This window comes from Niabella aquatica (genome assembly GCF_054779315.1).
On the sequence record NZ_BAAGYM010000015.1, the window covers coordinates 37,298 to 62,228 of the forward strand.

Annotated in this window: 26 protein-coding genes; 16 read left to right on the plus strand and 10 right to left on the minus strand. The window is 42.0% G+C overall.

Features of this window, described 5'->3' with window-relative positions; translation table 11 throughout:
- Nucleotides 1-21: 21 nt before the first annotated feature.
- Both rlmD and metF read right to left on the minus strand, forming a co-directional pair.
- Entirely contained in the window at nt 22-1,461 is a 1,440-nt protein-coding gene (gene rlmD, locus ACYVBM_RS12715) for a 23S rRNA (uracil(1939)-C(5))-methyltransferase RlmD (RefSeq protein ID WP_460686043.1), read from the minus strand.
- A gap of 71 nt (nt 1,462-1,532) precedes the next feature.
- The gene (gene metF / locus ACYVBM_RS12720; RefSeq protein WP_460686044.1) at nt 1,533-2,492 is read right to left on the minus strand and encodes a methylenetetrahydrofolate reductase [NAD(P)H]; all 960 of its coding nucleotides are present in this window, start codon (nt 2,490-2,492) and stop codon (nt 1,533-1,535) included.
- A 149-nt stretch (nt 2,493-2,641) separates the two neighbouring features.
- On the opposite strand from metF, the gene ACYVBM_RS12725 reads away from it, so the two are divergent.
- Entirely contained in the window at nt 2,642-5,476 is a 2,835-nt protein-coding gene (locus ACYVBM_RS12725) for an outer membrane beta-barrel protein (protein ID WP_460686045.1), read from the plus strand.
- Nucleotides 5,477-5,480: 4 nt separating this feature from the next.
- Here the strand turns inward: ACYVBM_RS12725 and ACYVBM_RS12730 are convergent, their stop codons facing one another.
- Nucleotides 5,481-6,479: a 2-hydroxyacid dehydrogenase gene (locus tag ACYVBM_RS12730; protein WP_460686046.1), complete on the minus strand. Its 999-nt coding sequence runs from the start codon at nt 6,477-6,479 to the stop codon at nt 5,481-5,483.
- Nucleotides 6,480-6,684: 205 nt separating this feature from the next.
- Complete coding sequence (locus ACYVBM_RS12735) at nt 6,685-7,221, minus strand: type 1 glutamine amidotransferase domain-containing protein (RefSeq protein ID WP_460686047.1); 537 nt, start codon at nt 7,219-7,221, stop codon at nt 6,685-6,687.
- A gap of 163 nt (nt 7,222-7,384) precedes the next feature.
- Here ACYVBM_RS12735 and ACYVBM_RS12740 point away from each other — a divergent pair, with 163 nt between their 5' ends.
- Complete coding sequence (locus ACYVBM_RS12740; RefSeq protein ID WP_460686048.1) at nt 7,385-8,923, plus strand: DNA recombination protein RmuC; 1,539 nt, start codon at nt 7,385-7,387, stop codon at nt 8,921-8,923.
- Between the two features lie 101 nt (nt 8,924-9,024).
- Nucleotides 9,025-9,291 (plus strand): hypothetical protein, encoded by a 267-nt coding sequence (locus ACYVBM_RS12745; protein ID WP_460686049.1) that lies wholly within the window; start codon nt 9,025-9,027, stop codon nt 9,289-9,291.
- A gap of 472 nt (nt 9,292-9,763) precedes the next feature.
- Here the strand turns inward: ACYVBM_RS12745 and ACYVBM_RS12750 are convergent, their stop codons facing one another.
- Nucleotides 9,764-11,305, minus strand: coding sequence for a helicase HerA-like domain-containing protein (locus ACYVBM_RS12750; RefSeq protein WP_460686050.1), 1,542 nt, complete (start codon nt 11,303-11,305; stop codon nt 9,764-9,766).
- A 157-nt stretch (nt 11,306-11,462) separates the two neighbouring features.
- Between ACYVBM_RS12750 and ACYVBM_RS12755 the strand changes: the two genes are divergently transcribed.
- On the plus strand, nt 11,463-12,161 hold the full coding sequence (locus tag ACYVBM_RS12755; RefSeq protein WP_460686051.1) for a response regulator transcription factor: 699 nt from the start codon (nt 11,463-11,465) through the stop codon (nt 12,159-12,161).
- 131 nt (nt 12,162-12,292) lie between these two features.
- On the opposite strand, the gene ACYVBM_RS12760 is transcribed toward ACYVBM_RS12755, so the two are convergent.
- Entirely contained in the window at nt 12,293-12,448 is a 156-nt protein-coding gene (locus tag ACYVBM_RS12760; RefSeq protein WP_460686052.1) for a hypothetical protein, read from the minus strand.
- Nucleotides 12,449-12,455: 7 nt separating this feature from the next.
- A complete protein-coding gene (locus ACYVBM_RS12765) occupies nt 12,456-13,013 on the minus strand; it encodes a PhnA domain-containing protein (protein ID WP_460686053.1) in 558 nt (185 codons plus the stop codon).
- Nucleotides 13,014-13,251: 238 nt separating this feature from the next.
- On the opposite strand from ACYVBM_RS12765, the gene ACYVBM_RS12770 reads away from it, so the two are divergent.
- The gene (locus ACYVBM_RS12770; RefSeq protein WP_460686054.1) at nt 13,252-14,427 is read left to right on the plus strand and encodes a hypothetical protein; all 1,176 of its coding nucleotides are present in this window, start codon (nt 13,252-13,254) and stop codon (nt 14,425-14,427) included.
- Nucleotides 14,428-14,608: 181 nt separating this feature from the next.
- On the opposite strand, the gene pheS is transcribed toward ACYVBM_RS12770, so the two are convergent.
- Nucleotides 14,609-15,649: a phenylalanine--tRNA ligase subunit alpha gene (gene pheS, locus ACYVBM_RS12775; RefSeq protein ID WP_460686055.1), complete on the minus strand. Its 1,041-nt coding sequence runs from the start codon at nt 15,647-15,649 to the stop codon at nt 14,609-14,611.
- 299 nt (nt 15,650-15,948) lie between these two features.
- Here pheS and ACYVBM_RS12780 point away from each other — a divergent pair, with 299 nt between their 5' ends.
- From ACYVBM_RS12780 to ACYVBM_RS12820, 9 genes are all read left to right on the plus strand, one after another.
- A complete protein-coding gene (locus ACYVBM_RS12780; RefSeq protein WP_460686056.1) occupies nt 15,949-16,149 on the plus strand; it encodes a hypothetical protein in 201 nt (66 codons plus the stop codon).
- 327 nt (nt 16,150-16,476) lie between these two features.
- On the plus strand, nt 16,477-17,559 hold the full coding sequence (locus tag ACYVBM_RS12785) for a sensor histidine kinase (protein ID WP_460686057.1): 1,083 nt from the start codon (nt 16,477-16,479) through the stop codon (nt 17,557-17,559).
- The gene (locus tag ACYVBM_RS12790; protein ID WP_460686058.1) at nt 17,556-18,296 is read left to right on the plus strand and encodes a LytR/AlgR family response regulator transcription factor; all 741 of its coding nucleotides are present in this window, start codon (nt 17,556-17,558) and stop codon (nt 18,294-18,296) included. Before ACYVBM_RS12785 ends, ACYVBM_RS12790 begins: the two co-directional genes overlap by 4 nt.
- Nucleotides 18,297-18,347: 51 nt before the next feature.
- Nucleotides 18,348-18,797, plus strand: coding sequence for a YybH family protein (locus ACYVBM_RS12795; protein WP_460686059.1), 450 nt, complete (start codon nt 18,348-18,350; stop codon nt 18,795-18,797).
- Nucleotides 18,798-19,140: 343 nt separating this feature from the next.
- Nucleotides 19,141-19,488, plus strand: a complete 348-nt coding sequence (locus ACYVBM_RS12800) for a hypothetical protein (RefSeq protein WP_460686060.1) — start codon at nt 19,141-19,143, stop codon at nt 19,486-19,488.
- Nucleotides 19,489-19,507: 19 nt separating this feature from the next.
- The gene (locus ACYVBM_RS12805) at nt 19,508-19,969 is read left to right on the plus strand and encodes a cupin domain-containing protein (RefSeq protein ID WP_460686061.1); all 462 of its coding nucleotides are present in this window, start codon (nt 19,508-19,510) and stop codon (nt 19,967-19,969) included.
- 19 nt (nt 19,970-19,988) lie between these two features.
- Nucleotides 19,989-20,597, plus strand: a complete 609-nt coding sequence (locus ACYVBM_RS12810; RefSeq protein WP_460686062.1) for a YceI family protein — start codon at nt 19,989-19,991, stop codon at nt 20,595-20,597.
- A 90-nt stretch (nt 20,598-20,687) separates the two neighbouring features.
- Entirely contained in the window at nt 20,688-21,671 is a 984-nt protein-coding gene (locus ACYVBM_RS12815; protein ID WP_460686063.1) for a hypothetical protein, read from the plus strand.
- Nucleotides 21,672-21,684: 13 nt separating this feature from the next.
- Nucleotides 21,685-22,956 (plus strand): hypothetical protein, encoded by a 1,272-nt coding sequence (locus ACYVBM_RS12820; protein WP_460686064.1) that lies wholly within the window; start codon nt 21,685-21,687, stop codon nt 22,954-22,956.
- Between the two features lie 221 nt (nt 22,957-23,177).
- On the opposite strand, the gene ACYVBM_RS12825 is transcribed toward ACYVBM_RS12820, so the two are convergent.
- Together ACYVBM_RS12825 and ACYVBM_RS12830 are read right to left on the minus strand one after the other, a co-directional pair.
- A complete protein-coding gene (locus ACYVBM_RS12825) occupies nt 23,178-23,441 on the minus strand; it encodes a TfoX/Sxy family DNA transformation protein (protein ID WP_460686065.1) in 264 nt (87 codons plus the stop codon).
- 7 nt (nt 23,442-23,448) lie between these two features.
- Nucleotides 23,449-23,754, minus strand: coding sequence for a carboxymuconolactone decarboxylase family protein (locus tag ACYVBM_RS12830; protein ID WP_460686066.1), 306 nt, complete (start codon nt 23,752-23,754; stop codon nt 23,449-23,451).
- 413 nt (nt 23,755-24,167) lie between these two features.
- Here ACYVBM_RS12830 and ACYVBM_RS12835 point away from each other — a divergent pair, with 413 nt between their 5' ends.
- Both ACYVBM_RS12835 and ACYVBM_RS12840 read left to right on the plus strand, forming a co-directional pair.
- The gene (locus tag ACYVBM_RS12835) at nt 24,168-24,362 is read left to right on the plus strand and encodes a hypothetical protein (protein ID WP_460686067.1); all 195 of its coding nucleotides are present in this window, start codon (nt 24,168-24,170) and stop codon (nt 24,360-24,362) included.
- Nucleotides 24,363-24,600: 238 nt separating this feature from the next.
- Entirely contained in the window at nt 24,601-24,816 is a 216-nt protein-coding gene (locus tag ACYVBM_RS12840) for a hypothetical protein (protein ID WP_460686068.1), read from the plus strand.
- Nucleotides 24,817-24,931: the final 115 nt, after the last annotated feature.

Consider the following 24,931-nt stretch of genomic DNA (forward strand, 5'->3'; position numbering starts at 1 on the left):
GGAGTATCTTTATACCGGAACTTATCGCAGCTTCAGCTGCACCACATTTTCTATGTGAAGCGTATGCGGGAACATGTCTACAGGCTGAATTTTCGTTACAGTATATTTCTCATCCAGCAATGCCAGATCGCGGGCCTGTGTGGCCGGGTTACAGCTTACGTATACTACTGTGGGCGCAGCCATTTCATTTATTTTCTGCACCAGCTTTTCGTGCATGCCCGCGCGGGGCGGATCGGTGATAATTACATCGGGGCGGCCATGATTGTTGAAAAAATCATCATCGCAAACCTTTATCACATCGCCGGCATAAAAATGGGTTTTATCAAGATTGTTCAATGCTGCATTTTCTTTAGCATCTTCAATAGCTGCGTCAATTACTTCTACGCCAATAATTTTACAGGCATTTTCACTGCAAAAAATACCAATGCTGCCGGTGCCGCAGTACAGGTCGTATACGGTTTCTTTACCGGTAAGCCCGGCAAATTCACGCGTTACTTTATACAATTCTTCGCCCTGTCTTGTATTGGTTTGAAAGAAAGATTTCGGACCGATCTTAAACTGGAAATCTTCAAGCTTCTCTATCACATATCCTTTGCCGTGGTAAACTACCGGCTCCAGGTCGTGCAGGCTGTCGTTCCGTTTGGTATTAATGGTATAAAGCAGCGAGGTGATACCGGGAAACTGCTGCAGCACAAACTGCATTAATCTTTCAATCTTTTCCGGGTCGTCCTCCCCCACTATAATATTGGCCATCCATTCTCCTGTTTCGCAAAGGCGCACCTGCATGGTACGCAAAAAACCGTGCTGCTCCCGCAGGTTGTAAAAGCTCCAGCCGTTTTGTATGGCAAATCTTTTTATGGCCAGCCTGATATCATTAGTAGGCTCTGCCTGCAGGTAGCAGGTTTGTATGTCCACTACTTTATCCCAAAATCCTTTGGCATGGAAGCCGGCGGCTCCGGGACCGTTCTCATTCCCTGCTCCTGAAGTGGTGCGCATCGCTTCTTCCTTGCGTTTTGCAAATTCTTCTTTCGTTAAAAATTCATCGGTACCAAAAGTATATTCTATTTTATTGCGGTACCGGGTTGTGTTTTTTGCTCCGATAATTGGCCATATTTCAGGCAATTGGACTTTTCCTATCCTTTTCAGATTATCCTGTACCTGTTTTTGTTTGTATTGTAACTGCAGCGCATACGGCAGCATTTGCCACTGGCAACCACCGCAGGTTCCAAAATGACTGCAAAAAGGCGCTACCCGTTTATCGGAATAGCTATGAAAACGCAAAGGCCAGCCTTCTCCCCAGTCTTTTTTATTTTTGGTAAGGCGTATATCTACTATATCACCAGGAACAACCTGTTCTATAAAATATACCTTACCATCTATACGGGCCAGCGAACGGCCTTCGGCAGCATAGTCTTCGATTAAAACTTTTTCGAGCGTTATGTTTTTCTTTTTCCGGGACAAGATATATGATTTACGATGTATGGTGTATTTAGCATGCAGGATATTGCAGATGCACGTATTGCATATAAAAACTATATTTTCTTTATTACATTAGCCACCATTCCTGGTTTGCCCAGCGTGTAATAATGCAGCCCGGGAACACCGTTCTTCTTCAGGTCGCGGCTTTGCTCCAGCAGCCACTCTTCTCCTACCTTTTCTACATCTGTATTGTTTTTGCACCTGGAAACTTCGTCAGAAAGCTCCTGCGGCAGGTCAATAGAAAATATCTTGGGTAAGGTGGTTAATTGCTTTTTATTATATATAGGCTTAAGACCGGGCACAACAGGCACATTGATGCCGTTAGCACGACAAGCCTCTACAAAATCATAGTATTTTGCATTGTCGAAGAACATTTGTGTAACGATATATTCGGCACCTGCATCTACTTTTTCCTTCAGATATGCCAGATCGGTTTGCATATTGGGTGCTTCAAAATGCTTTTCGGGATAACCCGCCACACCAATACAGAAGGAAGTTTTGTTGCTGCTGATGAGCTCTTCTTCCAGGTAAATACCATGATTAAGGTTTACCACCTGTCTTAAAAGTCCTGACGCATATTTATGCCCATCAGGATGAGGAATAAAGGCGGTTTCATTTTTAGCCGCATCACCACGCAGCACCAGCACATTGTCGATACCCAGGTATTGCAGGTTGATCAGCGCATCTTCGGTTTCACTAACGCTAAAGCCACCACAAATAAGGTGCGGAACAGTATCTACATTATATTTATTCATAATAGCTGCACAAATGCTTTCCGTTCCGGGTCTTTTTCGTATGGTTACCTTTTTAAAAGACCCATCAGGATTCTGGCGGAACTCATGCTCACTGCGATGGTAAGTAACATTGATATATGCGGGCTTAAACTCCATTAACAGATCTAGATGATCATACACCCCTTCAATACCTTTACCCTTTAACGGTGGCAGTATCTCAAAAGAAACCAGTGTTTCCTTCTTCTCCCGCGCCCTGTTTATATGCTCTATTACCTTCATTCCAGTTTTTTAGAGTGCAAAATTACGGGTCACTGCTGTAAAAGCTGTATTATTTCACTATTTCCGCACTTTCGATACAATGAAGTAAACTTTTTATAAAAAACAGGCCATAACCTGTAACATTTTTATGGTTCTTACGACTACCAGTTATGCACATCCTATCGTACCCGCTATTGAGATATCTGCTGTTTTTTACTGTATTTGCCCTGTTTGCTGCTGCGCCTGTTTACGGGCAGGGATCCCTGTCAGGAAAGCTTGCAGACGCTGCTACACAAAAGCCCTTATATATGGCCACAGTTACGGTGTTTAAGGCATCAGACACCTCTGTGGTTACTTACAGGTTAAGCGCAGAAGACGGCGGGTTCAGGCTGCCCGGCCTCGCTACAGATATTCCTTACAGAGTACTTGTTTCTTTTACAGGATACGCAGTGTACAGAAAAGAGTTCCAGCTTACCAAAGATTCCGCCAGCTTTGATTTAGGCACCATTTTTTTACACCCTGCTGCAACGGAACTTGATGAGGTTTTAGTAGTGGCAGAGCGACCGCCCATGATCATCAGGAAAGATACCGTAGAGTTTAATGCCAATGCATTTAAAACCCTGCCCAATGCCATGGTAGAAGATCTGCTGAAGAAACTACCCGGGGTACAGGTAGATAAGCAGGGGAATATTATGGTGAACGGGAAGCGGGTGAACAGGATACTGGTGGATGGCAAGAACTTTTTTGGCAGCGACCCTAAAATGGCCTCCAGGAACCTGCCTTCCAATGTTATTGATAAAATACAGGTTACGGATGACAAGGATGAATTGCTGGAAAGCGGCGATGATAACCTGAACAATGTGGGAAAAGTGATCAACCTTACTTTTAAAAAGGGGGTGAAGAAAGGAATGTTCGGAAAAGCTTATGGCGGCGGCGGCATAGGCACGAATGGTAACAGGTTTGAGGCGGGAGCTATTGCCAACGTGTTCAGAGATACGCTGCAGGTAAGTTTACTGGGCTATAGCAATAACCTGAACAGGCCCGGTTTTGGATGGAGCGACCTGATGCAGACAGGTGGTCTGCAAAGGAACCGGGAGGTATCCGGCGGGGGCTATAACAACAGCAACAATAGCAATTTCGGGTCAAACATTAGTATCAACGGTATTAATTTCGGGGGCATGTCGCGCCTGGGAGGTGTAACTACCAGCAACGGGCTGGGTTTTAATCTTAATCATTCTCCTAATAACAAAAAAGCATTTTTTGCCCAGTACTATTATGGCAAAGTACGAACCGATCTTGAATCGAACAACACGACTCATATTTTTAATGGAGATACGACCATTACCAATAGCTCCCTGTATAATGCACTTGTAAAAGGCAACACCCATACATTTGGTATTGGCCTGAACCTGAAGCCAGATACGCTGACTACTATTACAGCCACTGCCAATTACATATTGGCTAACGAAAAAACACACAGCCTGAATACACAAAGCGGATCCAACAACTTTACAGGCAATTTAAATACAGGTGAAGTGAATATTAAAGGAAGAACAGATAATAATATCCTCCGTCAGAACTTTTCTTTAACCCGGCTGTTTAAAAATAAAACCGGCAGGCGTCTCTCATTTGCACAGGGCGTAACCCTCAATAGGCGTGATGTAAATAATTATACGGATGCGCTGATACAATACCTGCACCCTGCACAGTTTGACAGTACCACGAGCCAGCTAAGAGCAGAAGACGTTCCGAGCTGGTATGCATTTGCCGGCGTCAATTACCGGGAGCCTTTAAGTAAAAAGATTTTCCTGCGGGCAGGCGCAAGATATGAATATGAAAATCTTAAAAATGACATCACTACTTTTGATAAAAAAGAGGCCGGTTATAACAACAAAAACAATAACCTGAGCAGTGCCTTTTCGCGTAACAGCAACCGGTATTTTTTAAGTACCGGCCTTGAGTTTAAATATAAAAGCCTCGCCATTACGCCCGGTGTTCGTTATCAATACCAGCAGTTTAATAACCAACTGTCTTTTGTCGCCGACCCTGTTGTTCAAAAGCTGAATAATATTTTGCCGCAGCTTGAAATCACTTACCGGAAGCTGACTGTTAATTATAGCAGGGATATTGTACTGCCTGATTATAGTTATATGATCCCCGTAAAAAATAATACCAACCCTTATGTGGTAAGATTAGGTAACACCAATCTTTTGCCGGCCATCATGGACAGGGTCTATATGAACCTCAATACCTTTAATCCTAAAAACAACCTGAATGTATGGAGCTGGGGCGAAGCATGGATCGCCAATAACGATGTAGTGCAAAGTATTACTATGGACGAAAGCGGCCTGCAAACCACCCGGCCTGTGAATGCTGACGGCAGCAAACGTATAGCCGCTAATTTTGGCCTCAACCAGGATATTAAGTATAAGAGCAGCTTTACTTTTTCGTGGAATATAGGCACCTGGACAGAGTATCGTCAGAATTCTTTTTACTATAATGACGAGCCCAGTACCCAACAAAGGTTAATAAGCAATGTATGGAGCAACATAGGGCTTAACTGGAACGACAAACTGGAGCTGGGACCTGCTTATTCTTTCTCGTATATGAATGTAAAGAACACCAACCCGCTCTTTACGCCTAAAAACAGCTTTGAACAAACCATCGGTATAGAAGCCATTATGCGTTATATCAAGCATGTAATATTTGATTCGGAGCTGCGGTATATTAATAACAACGCCTTCCCAACAGCCAATCTCAGGAAAATATTTATGTGGAACGCCGGCCTCAATTTTACTTTCTTCAAAGATGAGCGGGCGGTATTGCGTTTATATGCCAACGATATACTGAACAAGACCATTAATACCGATATTATCCCCAACCAGAATACGCTGCAAACCTCGTACAGCAATGTACTGGGGCAATACTTCCTGGCTACTTTTACGTATAACCTGCGCCCGTCGGGCGCCAAAGGAAAAGTGGGTGGCGGATGGTCTTTATGGTAAAAGATTACACTACCGTAGCGCCTTTGGTTTCGGGATCATTACCATTGACAAGAGACTGAATATTGTTATAGGTAACCGTTGCGATCTGCTCCAGGGCTTCTTTGGTAAAAAAGGCCTGGTGGGCAGTAACCAGCACATTTGGAAAGCTCATCAGGCGCTGTATCATATCGTCCTGTATAATATCCCCGGAAAGATCTCTGAAAAATATCTGCTCTTCCTGCTCATACACATCAATGCCTAAATAACCAATATGTCCGCTTTTTAAAGCATCAATAGCAGCTTTGGTGTTGATCAGCTTTCCCCTGCCGGTATTGATAATCATTACCCCTTTTTTCATTTGGTCAATCGTTTCTTTTCTTACCAGATGGAAGGTATCATCCGTAAGCGGGCAATGTAAAGAAATAATATCACTTTGCTGCAGTACCCCTTCCAATGTATAGTAAGCTACCCCTGTTGCTTCCAGCGCCTTATCGGGGTACATATCATATGCTATTACCTTACAACCCATTCCCAGCATAATACGGATAAATGCTTTACCAATATTACCGGTACCAATTACCCCGACTGTTTTACCATAAATATCAAAACCTAACAGGCCCTGTAAAGCAAAATTCTGCTCCCGTACCCTGTTGTATGCCTTATGGGTTTTACGGTTAAGGGTCATGATCATTGCCAGCGCATGTTCTGCCACTGCTTGGGGTGAGTAAGCAGGTACGCGGCACACTTTAATGCCTAATTCTTTAGCAGCTTCTATGTCCAGATTATTAAAACCCGCACAACGCAGGGCTATGACCTTTACATTTTTAACTGCGAGCGCTTCCAGTACGGGCCGGGTCAGTTTATCATTAACAAACACACAAACCACCGTGGCATCTTTCACCATTTCAACTGAATGAGGCCCTAAGTGGGTTTCGAAAAATTCAAGCTCAAAATTATAGGGCTCATTAGTTTTGGTAAAACTATCCTTATCATATCTCTTTGTAGAGAAGAATGTAATTTTCATTCGCAATATATTTTTTAATGCTGAAGAAACCCAGCGTGTATTTTAACGCGCTAAATTAGGCAAATGTAACCTAAGAACAACTACAGGCTCTAACACTTCTGCAATATTTTTATACTGCCGAACTATTACACATTTTTGCTACCGCGATGAAGTAATAAAAAAAGCTGCGCCTCTTAAACGCAGCTTCAAAAAAACCTCTTACCTATCAGGCAGGTACGTCTTCTTTGATTTCTTCTATCATTTTTTCATTGAATGCCGGCAAATCATCTGGTGTGCGGCTGGTTACCAGGCCATCATCTACAACTACTTCCAGATCTACCCAATCTGCCCCGGCATTAATAAGATCCTGGCTGATGGACTTTACAGAAGTCATTTTGCGGCCCTTCACCAGGCCTGCATTAATGAGTGTTTGCGGGCCATGACAAATAGCAGCGACAGGCTTTCCCTGATCAAAAAAACCTTTTACAAAGCTTAATGCAGCGGCATTTACGCGCAGCTTATCCGGATTAATAACTCCACCGGGCAGCACAAGTGCATCATAATCGCCGGCATGTGCTTCATCCAGCGTTTTATCTACATCATATTCCGGTCCCCAGTTTTTATCTGCCCAGGCTTTGATCCTGCCCTTTTCAGGGCTTACAATATGCGCCTCCCAGCCTTGCTGCTCTATTTGCTCCTTGGGAGATTTTAACTCACTTTCTTCAAAGCCATGAGTGGCCAGTATAGCTATTTTCTTACTCATAATTAAAAAAAATTTAAATTGATGATTGTTGTTTTTTATTAACCTTTTCAAAAACCACACCTTAAAAAACAAAAGCTGTTTTTATTGTGTTAAATAATTATCAAAGCAGAAATAGTACCTTATTACTTTCCATTTTTAAGATCAGATTTAGTTTATTTATAGTATGGAAATCATTTTATATCTATCGGCGGGCATTGTAGCAGGATTGGTAGTCGGCTGGCTTTCAGGTAAAGGCCGTGCAGCAGCAGGCATACAGGCTGCTAAAGATGAAGCCCTCGCCCGGCAGCGTGAACTGGAAAAAGCATTGGCTGCCTTACAAGCCAGCTCTTCTGCCCGGCTGGAAGCGGCTAATAACACTTTAATAATGCGCGACCAGGACATTATTGCTCTACGGAAAGAGATTGCTTCCATTGGCGCTGAACTCGATCATACCCGCCAGCAGCATGCCTCGGTAAAGGCGGCTTATGATACATCGAGACAGCATCTTATTGAAAAGAACAACGACCTTTTAAGGGTTCGCATCCAGGCAGAGCAACTGCTGGCGGAGCAGGTTACCCTTCAGCAGCAATTAGCCACTGCAAATGCCAACAACAACGCTTTAGCCGAAAAGCTGCAAACCCAGAAGGAAGAAATTGAAACACTGGGTAAAAAATTTAATACAGAATTTGAAAATATAGCTAATAAAATCCTGGAAACCAAAACCGGCACATTCACAGAGCTTAATAAAACCAATATGAAAAACATACTGGAGCCGCTGGGTGAACATATACGCGAGTTCAGCAAACAGGTACAGGAGGCCTATGGCAAAGAGAGCAATGAGCGTTTTTCCCTGCAAAACGAAGTAAAGAGCCTGGTGCAGCTGAACCAGCAATTAAGCCAGGAAGCCCGGAATCTTACACGAGCCTTAAAAAGCGAATCAAAAACACAGGGACGCTGGGGAGAAATGATCCTCGAAAAGATACTTGACAAATCGGGCCTGCGAAAGAACGAAGAGTTCTTTATGGAATACCAGCTTTATGATAAGAACGGGAACGTATTGCTTAGCGCTGTCAGCGGTAAAAAAATGAGACCGGATGCGCTGATCATTTACCCGGATAACCGGCACGTGATCATTGACGCCAAAGTGTCGTTAACCGCTTTTATAAGATATGCTGAAGCAGAAGATGAGACGATTCAGGAAGCTGAGCTTTTATCGCATGTACGTTCGGTAAAAGCACATATTGATGAGCTGCATTTAAAGGCCTATGATGATTACGATAAATCGATGGATTTTGTAATGATGTTTATGCCCAATGAAGCAGCTTATTTTGCTGCGTTGAAAGGCGATGCCCATCTCTGGGAATATGCTTACGACAGGAGGATCCTGTTAATAAGTCCTACCAATTTAATTGCGGCGCTAAAATTGCTTGCCGATTTATGGAAACGGGAAAGGAATGACCGCAACAGCGCGGAAATAGCCAGCCGGGCCTTAAAAATGTACGAAAAACTGGTGAGCTTTACAGATAACCTGGATGCCGTAGGTAAGCACCTCGACAATGCAGTGAGCAAATATGAGGATGCCATAAAACAGCTGCATACCGGTAAAGACAATTTCTTTTCACAGGCCGGAAAAATGAAGCAGCTGTTACATTATAACAGGCCCAAAGATTTTTCCCAGGCGAAGCTGGACCTGGGAGAGGACAATGATAATGCCAGCAATTAAGCTATAAAAAACATATCTTAACATATTCATAAATATCTGTTACGCATTTTAGACGTCTTATATTTATACTGATCTTATAACTACAAAAAATAAATATAGCTATGACTGAAACCCTGATCCCAAAAGAGGAAATCTCTCATTTAACCCTTATACCAGCCGAAGAAAACAGGACCGGTTATTGGAAGGAAAAGCTGGAATACGCACAAAGACTGGGTAACGAGTTTAAAAGTAAAACCAGCATCACCTTTAATACAGCAGAAGGCCCGCGAACCGTGCACACTACTGTATGGTCTTTGACCGAACATTATATTGTGCTAAAAGCAGGGGTGCTCATTCCTTTAAACAGCATTGTAGATGTTCATTTCTGACGGAGATTATTTTATAAACAAATTGCAATGGTGTGGAACATCATACCTGCGTCAGAACGTCAACAGCTTAAAAGGGTCTTCCTGAAAATTCGAGGGCGTTGAGAATTGCATATTTCAAAACACATCGAACCGATATTGGGAATTTTTAATTCTCCAGCCACTTAAAAAACACTTTTCGTTGTTTTTTAAGGTCTAACCATCAATTAGTTGAAAATCAATGCTGCCTCAAAATAGCCGTTTTTACAGGAAAAGGCTCATTTTACGACCATCAAAACCTCTTGAAACTTAATGCTGGCGCGCGTTTCCCATTTTCAGGTAAACCTTTAAAAGGATGGAGGGTTGGGATTAGTTGTGAGTACGGGGGAAGATACTAAAGATCTGATCTACAAATAATGGTGAAAAAATAACAGGATCGGGATTAAAAAATCTTTATTCACCTGCTTTCGCCGTTTAAACTCATTTTATGTCAGATCTAAAACCAGCTTTTTTTCTTTCGGCTCCCTCCGCTCAGGCCTATAGCACCCAATAATGAACGCACAATGGTATTACCTGCAGTACGGGCCACGCTTCTTACAATAGGGTTATCCAAAATACCTTTTTCCTGCTTTTGCGTTTTGGCGGCTTCTTTTTGTTTTACAAGCTCTGTATTTCTGTCAGCAGCTTCCTGTAATTTCTGATTGAGTATTTCGTAGGCACTGTGACTGTCTATTGTTTCATTATAAAAACGGGCAATTCTTGAGTTATTAACTATGGCATCAATTTCAGCCTCTGATAATACATCCATACGGCTTTGCGGTGCACGCAACATACAATGCACCAATGGTGTGGGAACGCCCTTTTCATTCAGCATAGTAATTAATGCCTCGCCAATACCCACCTGGGTTAGCAATACATCGGTTTTATAAAATTCGCTTTCAGGGTAATTCTCCGCCGTTTGTTTGATCACCTTCCTGTCGGCCGCTGTAAAAGCACGCAAGGCATGCTGTACTTTCAATCCTAATTGAGACAACACAGAAGCCGGTACATCCATTGGGTTTTGCGTACAGAAATAAATACCAATCCCTTTGGAACGTATCAGCTTTACAATAGTTTCTACCTGGTTTAACAGCGCAGCGCTGGCCTCATTAAAAATAAGGTGGGCTTCATCTATAAATAGCACCAGTTTGGGTTTTTCCGCATCACCCTGCTCAGGACTGGAGGCATAAAGCTCTGCCAGCAACTGCAGCATAAAAGTTGAAAACAGTTTGGGCCTGTCCTGCAGGTCGGTAACCCGTACAATAGAGACCATACCGCGTCCATCACTGCTGATACGCATCAGATCTTCCACGTCAAAGCTTCTTTCGCCAAAAAACAGGTCGGCGCCCTGTTGCTGCAGCTCAATTACCTTCCTTAAAATAGTTCCGGTGGAAGTAGTAGAAACTTTCCCATAATCCTTTTCCAGCTCAGCCTTACCCTCCCCACTTACGAACTGGATCACTTTTATAAAATCTTTCAGGTCCAGGAGCGGCAGCTTATGATCATCGCAATATTTAAATATCATTGACACAAGCCCGCCCTGCGTATCATTTAAATCCAGGATCTTTGAAAAAAGTACAGGGCCAAACTCGCTTACCGTAGCCCGTAGCCTTGTGCCTTTTTCATGGCTCAGCGTTAAAAACTCAACAGGATAAGCAGCCGGCTCGAAGGTTATGCCCAGCTGCTGGCAGCGTGAATTAATTTTATCATTGGCAGCGCCGGGAGCGCCAATACCACTCAGATCTCCTTTTATATCCATCAATACAACCGGTATGCCGGCATCGCTTAAACCCTCAGCCAGTACCTGTAAGGTTTTTGTTTTACCGGTACCGGTAGCGCCGGCTATCAACCCGTGCCTGTTCAATGTTTTGAACGGGATAAAAACATCTGCGCCTTCTACTACCTGACCATCCAGCATCGCCCTGCCTATCTTATAATTTTCCCCTTTAAAAGAATAACCGTTTTGTATTGTTTCCAGGAACTTTACCGCGTCTGCCATAGAAAATTTTTTTGAAATATACTATAAGCTATAAAAAACTTAAAATTAATTTATACAGATGTTTTAAAGGAACCACTTTAACAAAAAATTGCTTATGTATTCAAAAGCATTAACTTTATTTGCCGTCAAAGAATTATTTATAATAAACTGATAATAAATGGAAGCAAATAAACCACACATTTTATTATGTGAAGACGATCCCAACCTGGGCAATGTGCTGAAGAATTATTTAGAGCTGAATGATTATGATGTTACCCTTGAAAGGGACGGAAGGTTGGGCCTTGCCGCTTTTCAGAGAGAGAAATTTGACCTCTGCCTGTTAGATGTGATGATGCCGCACATGGACGGCTTTACGCTGGCAGAAGAGATCCGTGATATTGATGCCGATGTTCCTCTTTTCTTTTTGAGTGCCAAAACCATGAAGGAAGATATCATTCAGGGATACAAGCTGGGAGCAGATGATTATATTACCAAGCCTTTTGACAGCGAAGTATTGCTACTAAAAATAAAAGCTATTTTAAAGCGCAATGAAGAGCTGAATAAAGAAAGCGAGAATAAGGAATATAACCTTGCCAGCTATCATTTCAACCCTAAACTTCGGCAGCTTATACATAACGACAATACGCAAACGCTTTCTCCTAAAGAAAACGAGTTGCTGAAAATGTTAGCAGAACATTTAAATGACCTGTTGCCGCGCGAGCAGGCTTTAAAGAAAATATGGGGCAGCGATACCTACTTTAATGGCCGCAGCATGGATGTGTATATTGCCAAGCTGCGTAAATACCTGAAAGACGATGAAAAGATCGAAATCGTGAATATTCATGGTAACGGCTTCAGGCTGGTAGTACAACCGTAAAAATATTTTTGAACTTTTTTACAGCCTCCTGTATTTGTTTACAAATTATGGGAGGCTTTGTTTTTATAATGCCCCAATTAAAAAATAATACGATATTTCATGGTTTGGGGAAATAGTGTTCAGTGTCAAAGTTAAAAAGAACAGCTGGCCATTGCGATAGCTAATTTGCCGTAGCCTTTTTCCCTGCGGGAGCCAAAAGCCTTATGCTGTACACTTCCGGCTACGCGCCGCTGCCGCCATCCAAAATATTCCTGCCCGGATGATTGCACACATCGTACACCGTACATAAAACGGCTAATTCTTCTTCACATACTTTGTTAAGATCACAATTACCTGCTCATTTATTTTCCCTTCGATCTGCCCGGTATTATCAGGCACTAACCTGATCTTTTTAACAACGGTACCCTTGGGCGCGCTGAAGCTGGTACCTTTTACATTTAATGCCTGGGTAAGTACTACAGTGTCGCCATTTTCCAGCGTGTTACCAAAAGCATCTTTATGTGTATCGGCCACTTCAAAAGCGCTTAAGGCCCATTGTACAGTGCTCTCATCCAGCTCAACAGAGCTTAAAACATCACTGGCCCATTCCTGGTCTTTACAGGTATACAAAATACGATAGCTCAGTGCCTGCACTGCCGGTTCGGGATTCCAGATGCTTCCTTCCAGGCATCGCCAGTAATCGCTGGTATCGCCACTTGTAATGTTGCTTAAACAGCTATCGCAAATAGCCACCTGGTTCTCTATTGTGTCATCACTTTTAGGACTTACTGTATATTCCTGTGTAGCAGGCAGGTTGCTGCATAGCTCGCAAGTGCCGCTGCTGCGTTCATTCAGCCTTACATTAATGCTCATAAACTTTTTGTTTTTTAAAATCGCGGCGAATGTAACATTATTTGTATAAATGGATTTTTGAAATGAATAGACCTTCCTGGTTAAAACTCGAAAGGTTATATAGTATTTACATTAATAAGTGCAGCTCCGTTCAGTTCAATTGATAATAATCAGGAAAAAGTGTAATTGAAGTCATGGTTTTCTGCCGCGGAAAAGACTACGTTGTAAAAGTATTTTTGATTCTCTAATCTGATTTTTTATGAGAAAAGTTGTTATAACCCTTTGTTTGCTGTTGAACACATTAATAGCTACGTCACAAACCAATGCTTTATCACCGTACACAACCTTTTTGAAAACACAAAATCAGTCTGCAAAAGAATATATTTTGGGATTGTTTGACCGGCATGATATCGTGATCATTTGCGAAAGGCATCATGGCGATATGACGCAATATGACCTGATTACTGATATAATTTCTGACAAAAGATTTTACGAAAAAGTAGGAAATGTTTTTACAGAAATTGGCGTAAGTACTTTAAACCCTAACTTAAATACATTCATGCATACTAAAAACCTGCCTGAAGATACAATTGCCCGACGCATCAAGCTCTTCCAGCAAAATTGCAGCATTTGGCCGGTATGGGGTCATAAAAACTACTCCTTTTTCTTAGATAAGATTTACAGGCTAAATAATATCATCCCCCGAAAATATGCCATAAACCTTTATCCATCCGACATTCCTTTTTCCTGGCCTACAGCAGACAGTACATCAATGCCAAAGCTGAAGAGAATGATAACAAACAGGGATAGTATTATTGCCGCTCAGGTGATTTCAAAGTTTAATGAAATAAAGCAAACGAAGACCCAAAGGAAAAAGGCTTTGGTTATCATGAACTACCGCCATGCGTTTGACAAAATATTTTTGATAAATAATATTACTTTAAAAAATGTTGGCTACTTCCTGTTCAAGGAATATGGGAGCAGTGCAGCTAATGTGTTACTAAATACAGTGGGATCAAATAATAGCGGGAATACTATATTATTGCAGAACGGCAAATGGGATGCGGCTTTTGAAATAGTAAATAAAGATAATATTGGTTTTGATTTTGCAAATACCCCTTTCGGAAAAGATGGGTTTGATGTGTGGCCTTATCAAACGGATTATGTGTATAAAGATATTTTTACAGGATTTGCTTTCTATAAACCTGTTGAACAGCATTACATGGTTGAAACATTCAAAATAATTGATCCGGGGTTTAAGAATGAATTAGTAAGGCGCATTAATTTAATAAGTTCTATAGGCGGTGAATTTTCGAAAATGATTCCGTTTAAAAAAGTTCTAGAGTCGAGTCCTGATATTTCCAATATTGAGGAAACAAAGAAATATTTTCCCTTAGATTCATTAATAAAAGAAAAAAGGAAGTGGATGAATTAAGCTTCAAATCTTCCTGAACCAGGAAGCGCTGGCAGATTTTAAATCCTGCGAGGGCTTTTTTTATGATAAAATATAACCGGCACAATGAAGTGAGCCCCGACAGCTCTATCGGGGCAATTTCGATGAGCTATGTTACCAGTTGACCCAATGAGAAAGAGCGAAATTTTTGTGTAAATGGTCGCTACGTCGCGCTTGTAAACTGCTTCAGGAACCGCACATCGTTTTCACTGAACAGGCGGATATCATTGATGCCGTACTTTAACATTGCCGGACGCTCAACGCCCATCCCAAAGGCAAACCCGGTATATTTTTCGGGGTTGATACCGCAGTTTTGCAGCACATTGGGATGTATCATGCCACAACCTAAAATTTCTACCCAGCCTGTTTTTTTACAGATATTACAGCCTTTCCCACCGCAGATAAAACAGCTTACGTCCATTTCGGCGCTGGGCTCGGTAAACGGAAAATAAGAAGGGCGGAAACGAACGCGCACATCCTGTCCGTACATTTCCTTTACAAAAAAGTACAGGGTTTGTTTGAGGTCGGCAAAAGATACATTTTCATCAATATACAGGCCTTCTACCTGGTGAAAAAAGCAATGGCTGCGGGCGCTGATGGTTTCGTTACGGTACACCCTTCCCGGGCAAATTACCCGGATGGGGAGCTTTCCTTTTTCCATTTCGCGGATCTGCGTGTTGCTGGTATGCGTACGCAACAACCAATCTACTGCTGAATTTTCGCCGGCATCTACATAAAATGTGTCCTGCATATCGCGTGCCGGGTGGTGCTCCGGCATATTCAGCGCGGTAAAATTATGCCAGTCATCCTCTATTTCAGGGCCTTCCGCCACAGCAAAACCCAGGCGCTGGAATATGGAAATAATACGGTTACGCATTAATGAAATAGGGTGACGGCTCCCGAGGGGCGTTTCATCTCCGGGGAGGGTAAGATCAATCCGCGATGCGGTGCTTTCAGCGGGAGCAACTGCCTCTTTCAGCGCTTCAAACCGGGCTTCTGCAAACTGTTTAAATTCGTTCAAAATCTGGCCAGCTTCACGCTTTTGCTCATTCGGCACATTTTTCATTTCTCCCATTATATCCTTTACCAGGCCCTTGCTGCCCAGCCATTTGATACGGAACACTTCTACCTGCTTATCGTCTGTGGCGTTAAAAGTCTGGATCTCGTTTTTGTACGCCTCAATCTTTTGTAACAAATCCTGCATAGGGCGCAAAGATAACCAAGTTTAATGTTTGATGCAGGGCGTTTTAAAAACAGATGTATATATTGTGCGTGCCCTAAAATAAGTGGACATTTTTTATAATACTCAATTTGCAATAGTCCTCGCCTGACCAATCATTCAGCAGAAATGTTCAATTTTCCTTCGAAATGAATTCCCGGTGAATATTGAGCATAGGTTGATTATTATAAGGAGGGCCGGGCCGGAACATCTTGTTCTGCGTCTTTGGCATACGATTTGAATTTAACGATGTAAAGTATCTGTAAACAATCAAAACTTATCGTATGACTACACACGAAATAGTGAGCATCGGGTTCCGGAAAGAGATTTCACCTGTTGCAGATGAATATATTAATGGTATTGTTAAAGTACAGGTAGATGCAGACCAGGTAGTTGGCGTATTTGTAACCGGTATCAGGCTTAGTTGCATAAAAAGTATTGATGAGCTGCAGTATATCTGCAAAAGAGTAAATGCGCAGGCCTGACAGCAACTCAAATTGGAAAGTTGAAGGCATTGGTCTTTTTTTCCAATTTTCCCCTGGCATTATGTGTTTAACGTAAAAAAGACTAAAGGCAATTCAAGGCTGCACGGAAAATACAGGTCTGGCTGAATTGTAATTCAAATGCGCATCTCCATAAAATGATCCATCGGGTCAGCATTTCTTTTAATGAGTTTATCCGGGCTTCCACATTCGTAATTCCTGCATCTTTGCTGAAAATTTTATCTTACATTTATCGACATAACCCTCCCTTCGTCTACGAACAGGAAAAATATACACAACCGGCCTTAACTTTATAGAAAAGGCAACTGTTTGTTAGCAAAGTATCCCATATTAAAACAATTATTCTACTGGCTGCTTTCCTTCAGCTTACTGGTATTTATTTATGGCACAGCCTATGACAGCTATGATCTGGGCGCAAAAATTATCCTGATGCTGCTGCCCGTGCATATGTGCTACTTTTATCTTATTGCCCATTGGGTAGTGCCGCGTTTTTTCTTTCGCGATAAATATATCAAAACCTTTTTCCTGTTGCTGCTGCTCATGTTATTAATAGCAGTATTATACAGGATGGTGGAGGTTTTTATTACCGACCCATATATATACCGCTTTTATAAACTAAGAGACAGCAGTTTTACATGGCCAAAGCTCAGCCTGTCCAAATGGACGCAACTGAAAAGCCCTGTGGATTTTGTAAATGCTGTTGAGCGTACCAATACGGTCGTATGGATTTGCATAACTTTGAAATTGTTCATCTTATGGAACGAGCGAAAGCAGGCGGTGCTTCAGGCCGAGCTCAATTTTTTAAAAGCGCAGTTGCATCCTCATTTTCTTTTCAACTCGCTGAATAATTTGTATGCCCTTTCTTTAAATAATGCGCCACAGACGCCGGGAATTATCCTGGGCCTTTCCAATATACTCCGGTATGTGCTTTACGAATGCACTGCTGAACAGGTATCGCTTAAACGGGATATTGAAGTGTTGCATGACTATATTGAGCTGGAGAAACTTCGTTATGAAGACCGGCTGGAGCTGAATGTAAGTATGAGTGATAATACGGGGAACGCAGAAATAGCGCCCCTGCTGATGCTTCCCCTGGTTGAAAATGCCTTTAAGCATGGCGCTGCGGAAACTACCGATACACCCTGGATCAATATTGAATTATATGTTTCCGGCGATACACTGGCCTTCAAAATTTCTAACAGTAAGCCTGAGCAGCCGGTTATTAATAACCCCGGACAAAAGCTTAGCGGGGAGATAGGGTTACTGAATTTGAAGAAAAGGTTAGAGCTGTTATACCCGGGTAAACATTCGTTCCGGTATTTTGATGAAAGCGATTGCTTTATTGCAGAACTCGAAGTTCAATTATCTTCAACAGCAAAAAATAAACGATGAAGATCCGCACTGTCATAGTTGATGATGAACCTCATGCCATGGAGATCATAAGAAAATATGCCATACATATCCCCGAAATAGAAATTGTGAGCACCTGCAGCAATGCAATAGAAGCATTCCAGACCATTCAGCATGATCAAATAGACCTTATTTTCCTTGATATAAAAATGCCCCGTCTTTTGGGAACTGACCTGGTACGCAGCCTGAAAAAGCCCCCGCTTATTATTTTTACAACAGCCTACCAGGAGTATGCTATTGAAGGATTTGACCTTAATGCGATAGACTATTTGCTTAAACCCATTCCGCTGAAACGTTTCCTCCAGGCAATAGATAAAGTGATGCACTTTATTAACGGAGGTAATAAAAAAAGCGAAGCTCATCAGGAGCAGGAAAGCCCGGTGCAACAGCATCAGGATCATTTTTTATACCTGCGCGTAGAGCGGCGTTTAATAAAAGTGAACACAAAAGATATCTTGTGGATTGAAAGCATAAAGGATTATATCAAAGTGATCACAAAAGATAAAACCTTTCATACAAAGCAAAAGATCAGCGTTACGGAAAAGCTGCTGCCTATTGGTGAGTTTATGCGTATTCACCGTTCTTTTATTATTCCTGTACATAAAATGGAAGGCTATCATCCCAATCATATCCTGGTTGAGGGGAACAAAATTCCCATAGGGCGCAATTATAAACAAGCCTGTGCAGATAAATTTAACCCGTTGCCTGCTACTGAATAGGCCTGAAAAGTATCCTTTTCATTTCTGATAGCAAAACTAAAAAAACAGACAATGAAAAATATTGCCATAATTTACCTGCTTCTTTTTGCAATTAGTTGTACTTGGGGCGTTACCATGTATCATCCTGAAAAATTGAAACAGGAGTTAAGGGCCGCAGAACAGTCATTTTCCAATGCTTCGGCCCAAAAAGGATTCTATCATGCCATGCTTGATGTTGCAGCTGATGAAATTGCTCTGTTTAATGATGGAGACACCATTCTTCATAACCTTGACTTTATTAAAAGGAATATAGCTAAATACCGCAATGGCACAAAAGCACCTTATAAAATCACGTGGGAGGCAAAGAAAATTGACGTAGCGGCAAGCGGTGACCTGGGTTATACATATGGCTGGTTTATACTCACACGAAAAGACACCCTGGGAAATGAAAAAATAACCAAAGGCCTATATAGCTCAGTATGGAAGAAAATAAATGGTAGCTGGAAGCTTGTTATGGATTAGCTTTTAATATAGACCTCTTTCAACCATCCTGCGCTTTTCTTATTCCTTTCTTCTAGCTATAATTTTTGAATAGCAGTACCAGCCTTCCCTTTATGTGTCTGTATAGTATAGATGGTGCTTTTATATGCAAAGATACAATGCGTATAGCTGATTATATCTTCCTGGTACAGCCTGTTCATGTTGAATTTCTGAAAACATTGGTCAATAAAAACCGGCATATAGCGATGAAAGCCGGCATACATCGCTGCTATTTGCTGGGGTTCTGAAATAGCCCCAATCTTGCATTCTTATCAGCAAAAAACAGCTATTCATGTATTCTTTTTTTAACATAAAAGTTATAGGTATGAAAAAGTTTTTTATCATCACCAGCACCTTGTTACTGTTCGCAAGCAGTGTGAAAGCCACGCCTGACAATCTTCCCAAAGCAAGCAACTACTGGGTAACTGAAACCGGCCCGCGCTCTAACCCCTATACTATAATCCGCGTATATGATGCAGCGGACAACCAGTTCCTTGAAATTTTAATGAACGGGTACAGGTTAAAGACCAATAAACCAGGCATGATCAGAAGATTAAACGGCCTTGCTAATGCGGTCGATGTGGATGATGCTATCAACATCGCCGCCTTGTTGCGCATCGAAACATGCCGGGTCTCTTCTGTTAAAAAAATCAACGGAACGCATATTGTATAAACCAGATAAATCATCAAAAATGGAATCCTTAATCACCACTGCCAGGTACAGAAGCTACCAGGGCGGCTATTTTCAAACACTTATTGCGCCGGAACAAACGGGCAACACACTGGCATTGCTTGAACTCACCCTGCCGAAGGGCGCCGAACCACCACCGCATGTTCATACAAATGAAGATGAAGCTTTCTATGTGCTGGATGGTGAAATAAGCGTAACCGTAGCAAACAACGTAACGGTACTGAAGCAGGGCGAAGCCCTTTTTGCACCCCGCAATGTACCACATTCGTTTAAAATACTTACGGGGAAAGCTACTCTTATAAACCTTATAACTCCCGGAGATCTCTGGAATTATTTTATAGCATTCAGCGAACCGCTTTCAGAACTGCCCGAAACAGTTGCTGCGCCCGTTGCACCGCCGGCAGAAAGAATAAAGACTATGATAGATTCAATTACCAACGTATATAAAGTAAAATTTTTATAAACAACTACAATAAACAAAAATGAAAAGAAAGCTGTATGCCGCGCTCATTGCTCTATCTGTGCTAACCGCATGTTCGCACAACGGATCAATAAGCCCAACCGATTTTAAAGTAAACGAAGAAAGCTCTGCTGTAGAATGGAAAGGCAGTGCACCCGACCATTTTCACAGGGGCGCTTTTAAAGTGTCCGGTACCCTGCAAACCAATGGGAAGGGAAAAATAACGGGCGGGGATTTCACCATTCCTATTGCCAGCATCAGCAATTTCGATCTTACCGATCCTGCTGTAAGAGAACAATTATTAAATCACCTGAAAAGCCCCGACTTTTTTAACCTGGCGGTGCATCCCGATGCGAAATTTCATATTGCAAAAGTGGAGCCTTACAGTAATGCGTCTTCAGCGGCCAATACCCTGATCACCGGGGATTTTACAATGATCGGGCAAACCCACAGCATCCAGATTCCCGCGGTAATCAAAACGGGGAACAATAAAATTTCTGCCGAAGGCAGCTTTAAACTGAACCGCCTCCAATGGGGTATGAATAGCTTTAATGATCCTGGTGCGGAGCTCTATATTTTGCCGGATGTGGATATTACGCTGAAACTTTATTTTAACCGTTCCGGCTCATAAGCAATTTTTACTTGCTGATTATTGCAAAACTCCGCTGCCTGGCGGGGATTACATCTGCCGGGATTTTTCTAATACGAAAATCTATTTATAATGAAATTTTTCTACCTGCTAATAATGGGAACATTGTTAGCAAAATGCTCAAAAGACACCAGCGAAACTTCTGGAGAAGCAACCTGGGAAGAGCAACCACCCTTACCCGTGGTAAACGGTCATGCCAATTTCACTATTGCCGCAAATGCTTACTATGTGAATGTTATGGGAAACACACTGCCACGAATGCCGGTTTTCCCTTCGTTATCAGCAAGGGCGGGTGTGGCCAGGGGCTATGTGGCTGATTTAAGCGGCAAACCTTTAAAGGGGGCACACATAGGAGTATCTTCATCACTTACCGGCGGATTCTATTCCAGTGGAAGCGGGCTCACCAATGATAACGGATATTATGAATTTATCATTCCGGCGGGTGCCGCCTACTTTTTTGGCACAGCCACTACGATCACTTATAATGAAACGCCAACAGTTGTGGCATTATATCCCGTTGGCGGCACTACCGCTTTCCCTTCCGGTAGCGGTGTTGTCAAAAACTTTGTACTGCTGTCTTACGGTCCTGCTAATCCGGATGAAGTAGCGCAGCAACCCAATAATGAAAGCAATTATTATGGCGGAGCCCTGTCGTTTAATTTCAATATTAATTATGCAGGAGATCCCTATCAAAATCCCGAATACCTGCCGGAAGATGGTATTGTTGAAATTGAACTGATCCCTGTAGGAACCGGGCTTTACGGAGAAACAAAATCTTTTAAGATCACCCGTCAAATTGGTGATTATACCGGGTTTTCCATCCAGAATATACCAGTGGGTAAATATACCATCAACGCTAAAATGAGCGATGGACGCAAATTGAAAATGAACGCAACAGGGACAAAGGCAAATGTATATGAACATCTCGGGCTTAAACCAGATAAAGCTATAGGCACATCTACGGTAACCTTTACGCCCAACCATCAATATACGCCTGTAATGGTGCCCTCTTTCAAAAGTAACTGGGATGCGCTGGAGATCGGTTTGAAATTATAAAAGTATAAATATTATGAAAAATCAATTGAGCTATATTATACTATGTGTGAGTTTCTTACTGTCGATCGGCTCTTGCAGCAAAGATTCCGATCCGGCAAATAAAGGGGAACTGGTGCTTATTAAGGCAGAACATGGTGTTGCACAGGGTGGCCAGGTAGTAAAGGTGATTGGTGCTGCGGGAGGACAGATCACTACACCCGACGGGAAGATAACGGTCGATATTCCCGTGGGCGCGGTGGACAGTGATGTACAATTTACCATACAGCCCATCAGTAAGACATTAGCGTTGGCAACCGGGCCTGCTTATCGTCTTGGACCGGAAGATGTGACTTTTCATAAGGAGGTCAAGATAACATTTGACTATACAGAGGAAGATCTGGTCGGGACATCGGAAGACTACCTGTATCTTGCCTATCAGGATAGAGAGGGATATTTTTATAGTGCGTTCATGACGGAGATTGATAAGGCGGCACACAAGGTATGGGTGAATACCCGGCATTTTAGCGATTGGTACCTTAATCGGTTATTTCATGTTGTAAAGGAAAAAAGGAGGCTTGTTGCTAATGAGGAAACAGCGTTACTTCTATTTTATACAGAACAATGGCCGGATGGACGACTGGGCTATAGAGATGGCGAACAAATCAAAACTGACACGTGGTTTGTCAATGGTCCCGGCAAGGTCACACGGGAGGGAAATGGAGGTGAGAACTTAAGCAGGGTCAGTGCAACTTATAAAGCACCGGCAAGCATTGTACAACCTGCAAAAATTGCGGTAGGGGCACAGATCAAAAATATGGTTAATAAAACGCATCCCGATAGGCCGGGCACATCGGGGTTGGTTATTGTTCAAACAGAAATCGAACTGGTGCCGGATGAATATTTTACCTGGGAAGTGGATGGAACTAGACATGTTGGTCTTTCAAATGATGCGGCGTTGATGGGTTCCATGACAATTCTAATAGGTACAGGGCTAACGGGTGGTATTTCTATAAACTTACATGCAGACAGGACTGATAATTTTGATTTGGGAAATGAGGCAGAACCGGATAAATTTGGTTTGACGGTCAATATATCAAGTGGGACCGATATCCCGTATAGGGGGGTGTACTATAAATGTAATGACAGTAAGCCGTATTATGGAAAAGGTAAACTAACTATTGATAAGTATGGAAGTATAGGTGGCATTATCTCCGGAAGTATTGAAGCAACAGTATATGAAGTAGGAGCATGTACGCCGAAAAGCAAAAAGGTAAGTGGGACTTTTAGACTAAGAAGGAAACTTTAAGCAATAGGATAGCAAGAATGCGGTTACTTCCAAATCATTGAATGAAAAGAACCTATTAATTTATCGCGTAATACCCTGTGTTTTACTGTAGTCCGGAGCTTTCATAGCCCTGGACTTTTTTTATAGCTATGGAAGTTATCTGTATTTTTCTGCTGGTATTAGCAAATACGGTGTTGCATATACCCTCAATATGTTCTGAACATGCTAGTTTTGTTGCAGCTCTATTTCTTTTTTGTTGTCTTATAAAACTGTTGTAAGGCTTGTTTTTTATCTGGCGATAATTTGTTCCATTTAACTCCTTCTATGGCACCTTGTAATCCATACAGTAAACTCAAACAAGCGCCAGGATCAATTGCCTGGAGCCGCATAAAAGCCCCCTCACTTCCTGTTAGCACTAATTTTTCATAAGAATCTATGCCCGTCTGGATCAGCTTGGTTTCCGTATCCTTACCAATGTTTATTTGATTGGACAGATCACTTGCCATATGAGAACTATTTTGTTTTGTCATAAATATCTAAAGCAGTTGGAAGGCAGCTGGCTACTCCTTTTAATCCGCACACAGACAGGGTAATTAAAATAGTATCCCTGATTTCTTCCCTGGTAGCTCCAAGCTCTTTTGCCATTTGCACGTGAAAATATATTGCAGTGCTATCACCCATTGCAGACTTTATCCCTATATAAACCAATTGTTTTGTTTTAGCATCTAACCCCGGTGAGCTTTTTAACGCTTCAATCAGTCCATCAAATGCTGCTGCTACTTCCGGGGCTTCTTTGTGAAAAATTTCAAGTGGATTCATACTTTTTATTTTATCTTGTTAATGTGAGGGCTATAAAAGTACAGGGCTATTGGATTTAAGTCTTTGGCCGTAGGGGTTTGTTGCTATAGTTTCAGATCGCTTCTTGTTAACTGGTCTTTTACGAATGAAACTATATAAGATCAATCCTGTAATAATTGCTGCTGTGGCTATTGCTGTCGGCATAAAATTGGTAACAGCTCGTTGATACCTCTCACAAAATTACATAAATATCCCAAGTGCCGGTCAGTATAAATTTTCTGGGTCAGTACAAACACATCTGATATTGAAGGGCTCCTATGCTTTATGACGCTACAGCAGGGAGCAGTGAAATAGGTTTCATACCAATGAACGGTGCTGGGTAAATATAGTTTTGGGAGCCCGGATGAGGCTAAAAACCACTTTCACCGGTTCTTATGACCTGGACATTTCTCATGGTGGTTACGCCGAATGCGAAACCTTTAAAAAAGTATTACGGGAATGGCAGTGTTGTTTTTGAAACCTTCGGTGAAAGCAGCAGCAGTATCGTACAGGGAAGTTTCCAGAGAACACTTTATAATTCAAAAAATTGCAATGTTACGTTCCGTAATGTATCAGGCTCTTTAGAATAAGAAGAACGTATTAGTTGATCCGGCAATGCGCTGTTTTTTAACCAAAGTTCGGGGCGAAGAATGCCCCGAACTTTTTATTTGATGCCCCGATCATATTTTATGTTGCTGACTCCGGCCGGTTATTCCTGGTTAGTACATTTTTTACTTGGTATCGATTTGCTTGCTGGCCCTGACCTGCTTTATTGGGATGTACCTTGATACTAAAGGCAATATCGTATAAATCAAATAAATTTGTTTTATGGAACAAACATTTGAAAGGCCCGGAACCTTGGAAGAAGCTTTTTCTTTACTTGAAAATGGAACGTCTGTAGAAGTAAATACAATGGATGCCATACGTATTCTTCAAAGTACGCAAAATGTAGCGTATAAGGTCTATTTTAATATACCCGCCACGGGAAGGTCTGTTATTATGCTATATCAAACGCATCAGCATACAGCAGGCATCAGCCGGTAGAATGTAATCCTGTACCCGTGAAATGAAGCAGGGTACGTTGAACATGTTTGGGTTTTTCTCACGTGATGCGGGTGCCTGCAGCTGTTTTATGCTTTGCTTTTGATATTTGAATATT

Bases quoted from the DNA above. Each gene is read 5' to 3' on its own strand.
- metF (WP_460686044.1), bottom strand. From the start codon at position 2,492: ATGAAGGTAATAGAGCATATAAACAGGGCGCGGGAGAAGAAGGAAACA.
- ACYVBM_RS12725 (WP_460686045.1), top strand. From the start codon at position 2,642: ATGCACATCCTATCGTACCCGCTATTGAGATATCTGCTGTTTTTTACT.
- ACYVBM_RS12730 (WP_460686046.1), bottom strand. From the start codon at position 6,479: ATGAAAATTACATTCTTCTCTACAAAGAGATATGATAAGGATAGTTTT.
- ACYVBM_RS12735 (WP_460686047.1), bottom strand. From the start codon at position 7,221: ATGAGTAAGAAAATAGCTATACTGGCCACTCATGGCTTTGAAGAAAGT.
- ACYVBM_RS12740 (WP_460686048.1), top strand. From the start codon at position 7,385: ATGGAAATCATTTTATATCTATCGGCGGGCATTGTAGCAGGATTGGTA.
- ACYVBM_RS12745 (WP_460686049.1), top strand. From the start codon at position 9,025: ATGACTGAAACCCTGATCCCAAAAGAGGAAATCTCTCATTTAACCCTT.
- ACYVBM_RS12750 (WP_460686050.1), bottom strand. From the start codon at position 11,305: ATGGCAGACGCGGTAAAGTTCCTGGAAACAATACAAAACGGTTATTCT.
- ACYVBM_RS12755 (WP_460686051.1), top strand. From the start codon at position 11,463: ATGGAAGCAAATAAACCACACATTTTATTATGTGAAGACGATCCCAAC.
- ACYVBM_RS12760 (WP_460686052.1), bottom strand. From the start codon at position 12,448: ATGTACGGTGTACGATGTGTGCAATCATCCGGGCAGGAATATTTTGGA.
- ACYVBM_RS12765 (WP_460686053.1), bottom strand. From the start codon at position 13,013: ATGAGCATTAATGTAAGGCTGAATGAACGCAGCAGCGGCACTTGCGAG.
- ACYVBM_RS12770 (WP_460686054.1), top strand. From the start codon at position 13,252: ATGAGAAAAGTTGTTATAACCCTTTGTTTGCTGTTGAACACATTAATA.
- pheS (WP_460686055.1), bottom strand. From the start codon at position 15,649: ATGCAGGATTTGTTACAAAAGATTGAGGCGTACAAAAACGAGATCCAG.
- ACYVBM_RS12780 (WP_460686056.1), top strand. From the start codon at position 15,949: ATGACTACACACGAAATAGTGAGCATCGGGTTCCGGAAAGAGATTTCA.
- ACYVBM_RS12790 (WP_460686058.1), top strand. From the start codon at position 17,556: ATGAAGATCCGCACTGTCATAGTTGATGATGAACCTCATGCCATGGAG.
- ACYVBM_RS12795 (WP_460686059.1), top strand. From the start codon at position 18,348: ATGAAAAATATTGCCATAATTTACCTGCTTCTTTTTGCAATTAGTTGT.
- ACYVBM_RS12800 (WP_460686060.1), top strand. From the start codon at position 19,141: ATGAAAAAGTTTTTTATCATCACCAGCACCTTGTTACTGTTCGCAAGC.
- ACYVBM_RS12805 (WP_460686061.1), top strand. From the start codon at position 19,508: ATGGAATCCTTAATCACCACTGCCAGGTACAGAAGCTACCAGGGCGGC.
- ACYVBM_RS12810 (WP_460686062.1), top strand. From the start codon at position 19,989: ATGAAAAGAAAGCTGTATGCCGCGCTCATTGCTCTATCTGTGCTAACC.
- ACYVBM_RS12815 (WP_460686063.1), top strand. From the start codon at position 20,688: ATGAAATTTTTCTACCTGCTAATAATGGGAACATTGTTAGCAAAATGC.
- ACYVBM_RS12820 (WP_460686064.1), top strand. From the start codon at position 21,685: ATGAAAAATCAATTGAGCTATATTATACTATGTGTGAGTTTCTTACTG.
- ACYVBM_RS12825 (WP_460686065.1), bottom strand. From the start codon at position 23,441: ATGGCAAGTGATCTGTCCAATCAAATAAACATTGGTAAGGATACGGAA.
- ACYVBM_RS12830 (WP_460686066.1), bottom strand. From the start codon at position 23,754: ATGAATCCACTTGAAATTTTTCACAAAGAAGCCCCGGAAGTAGCAGCA.
- ACYVBM_RS12835 (WP_460686067.1), top strand. From the start codon at position 24,168: ATGACCTGGACATTTCTCATGGTGGTTACGCCGAATGCGAAACCTTTA.
- ACYVBM_RS12840 (WP_460686068.1), top strand. From the start codon at position 24,601: ATGGAACAAACATTTGAAAGGCCCGGAACCTTGGAAGAAGCTTTTTCT.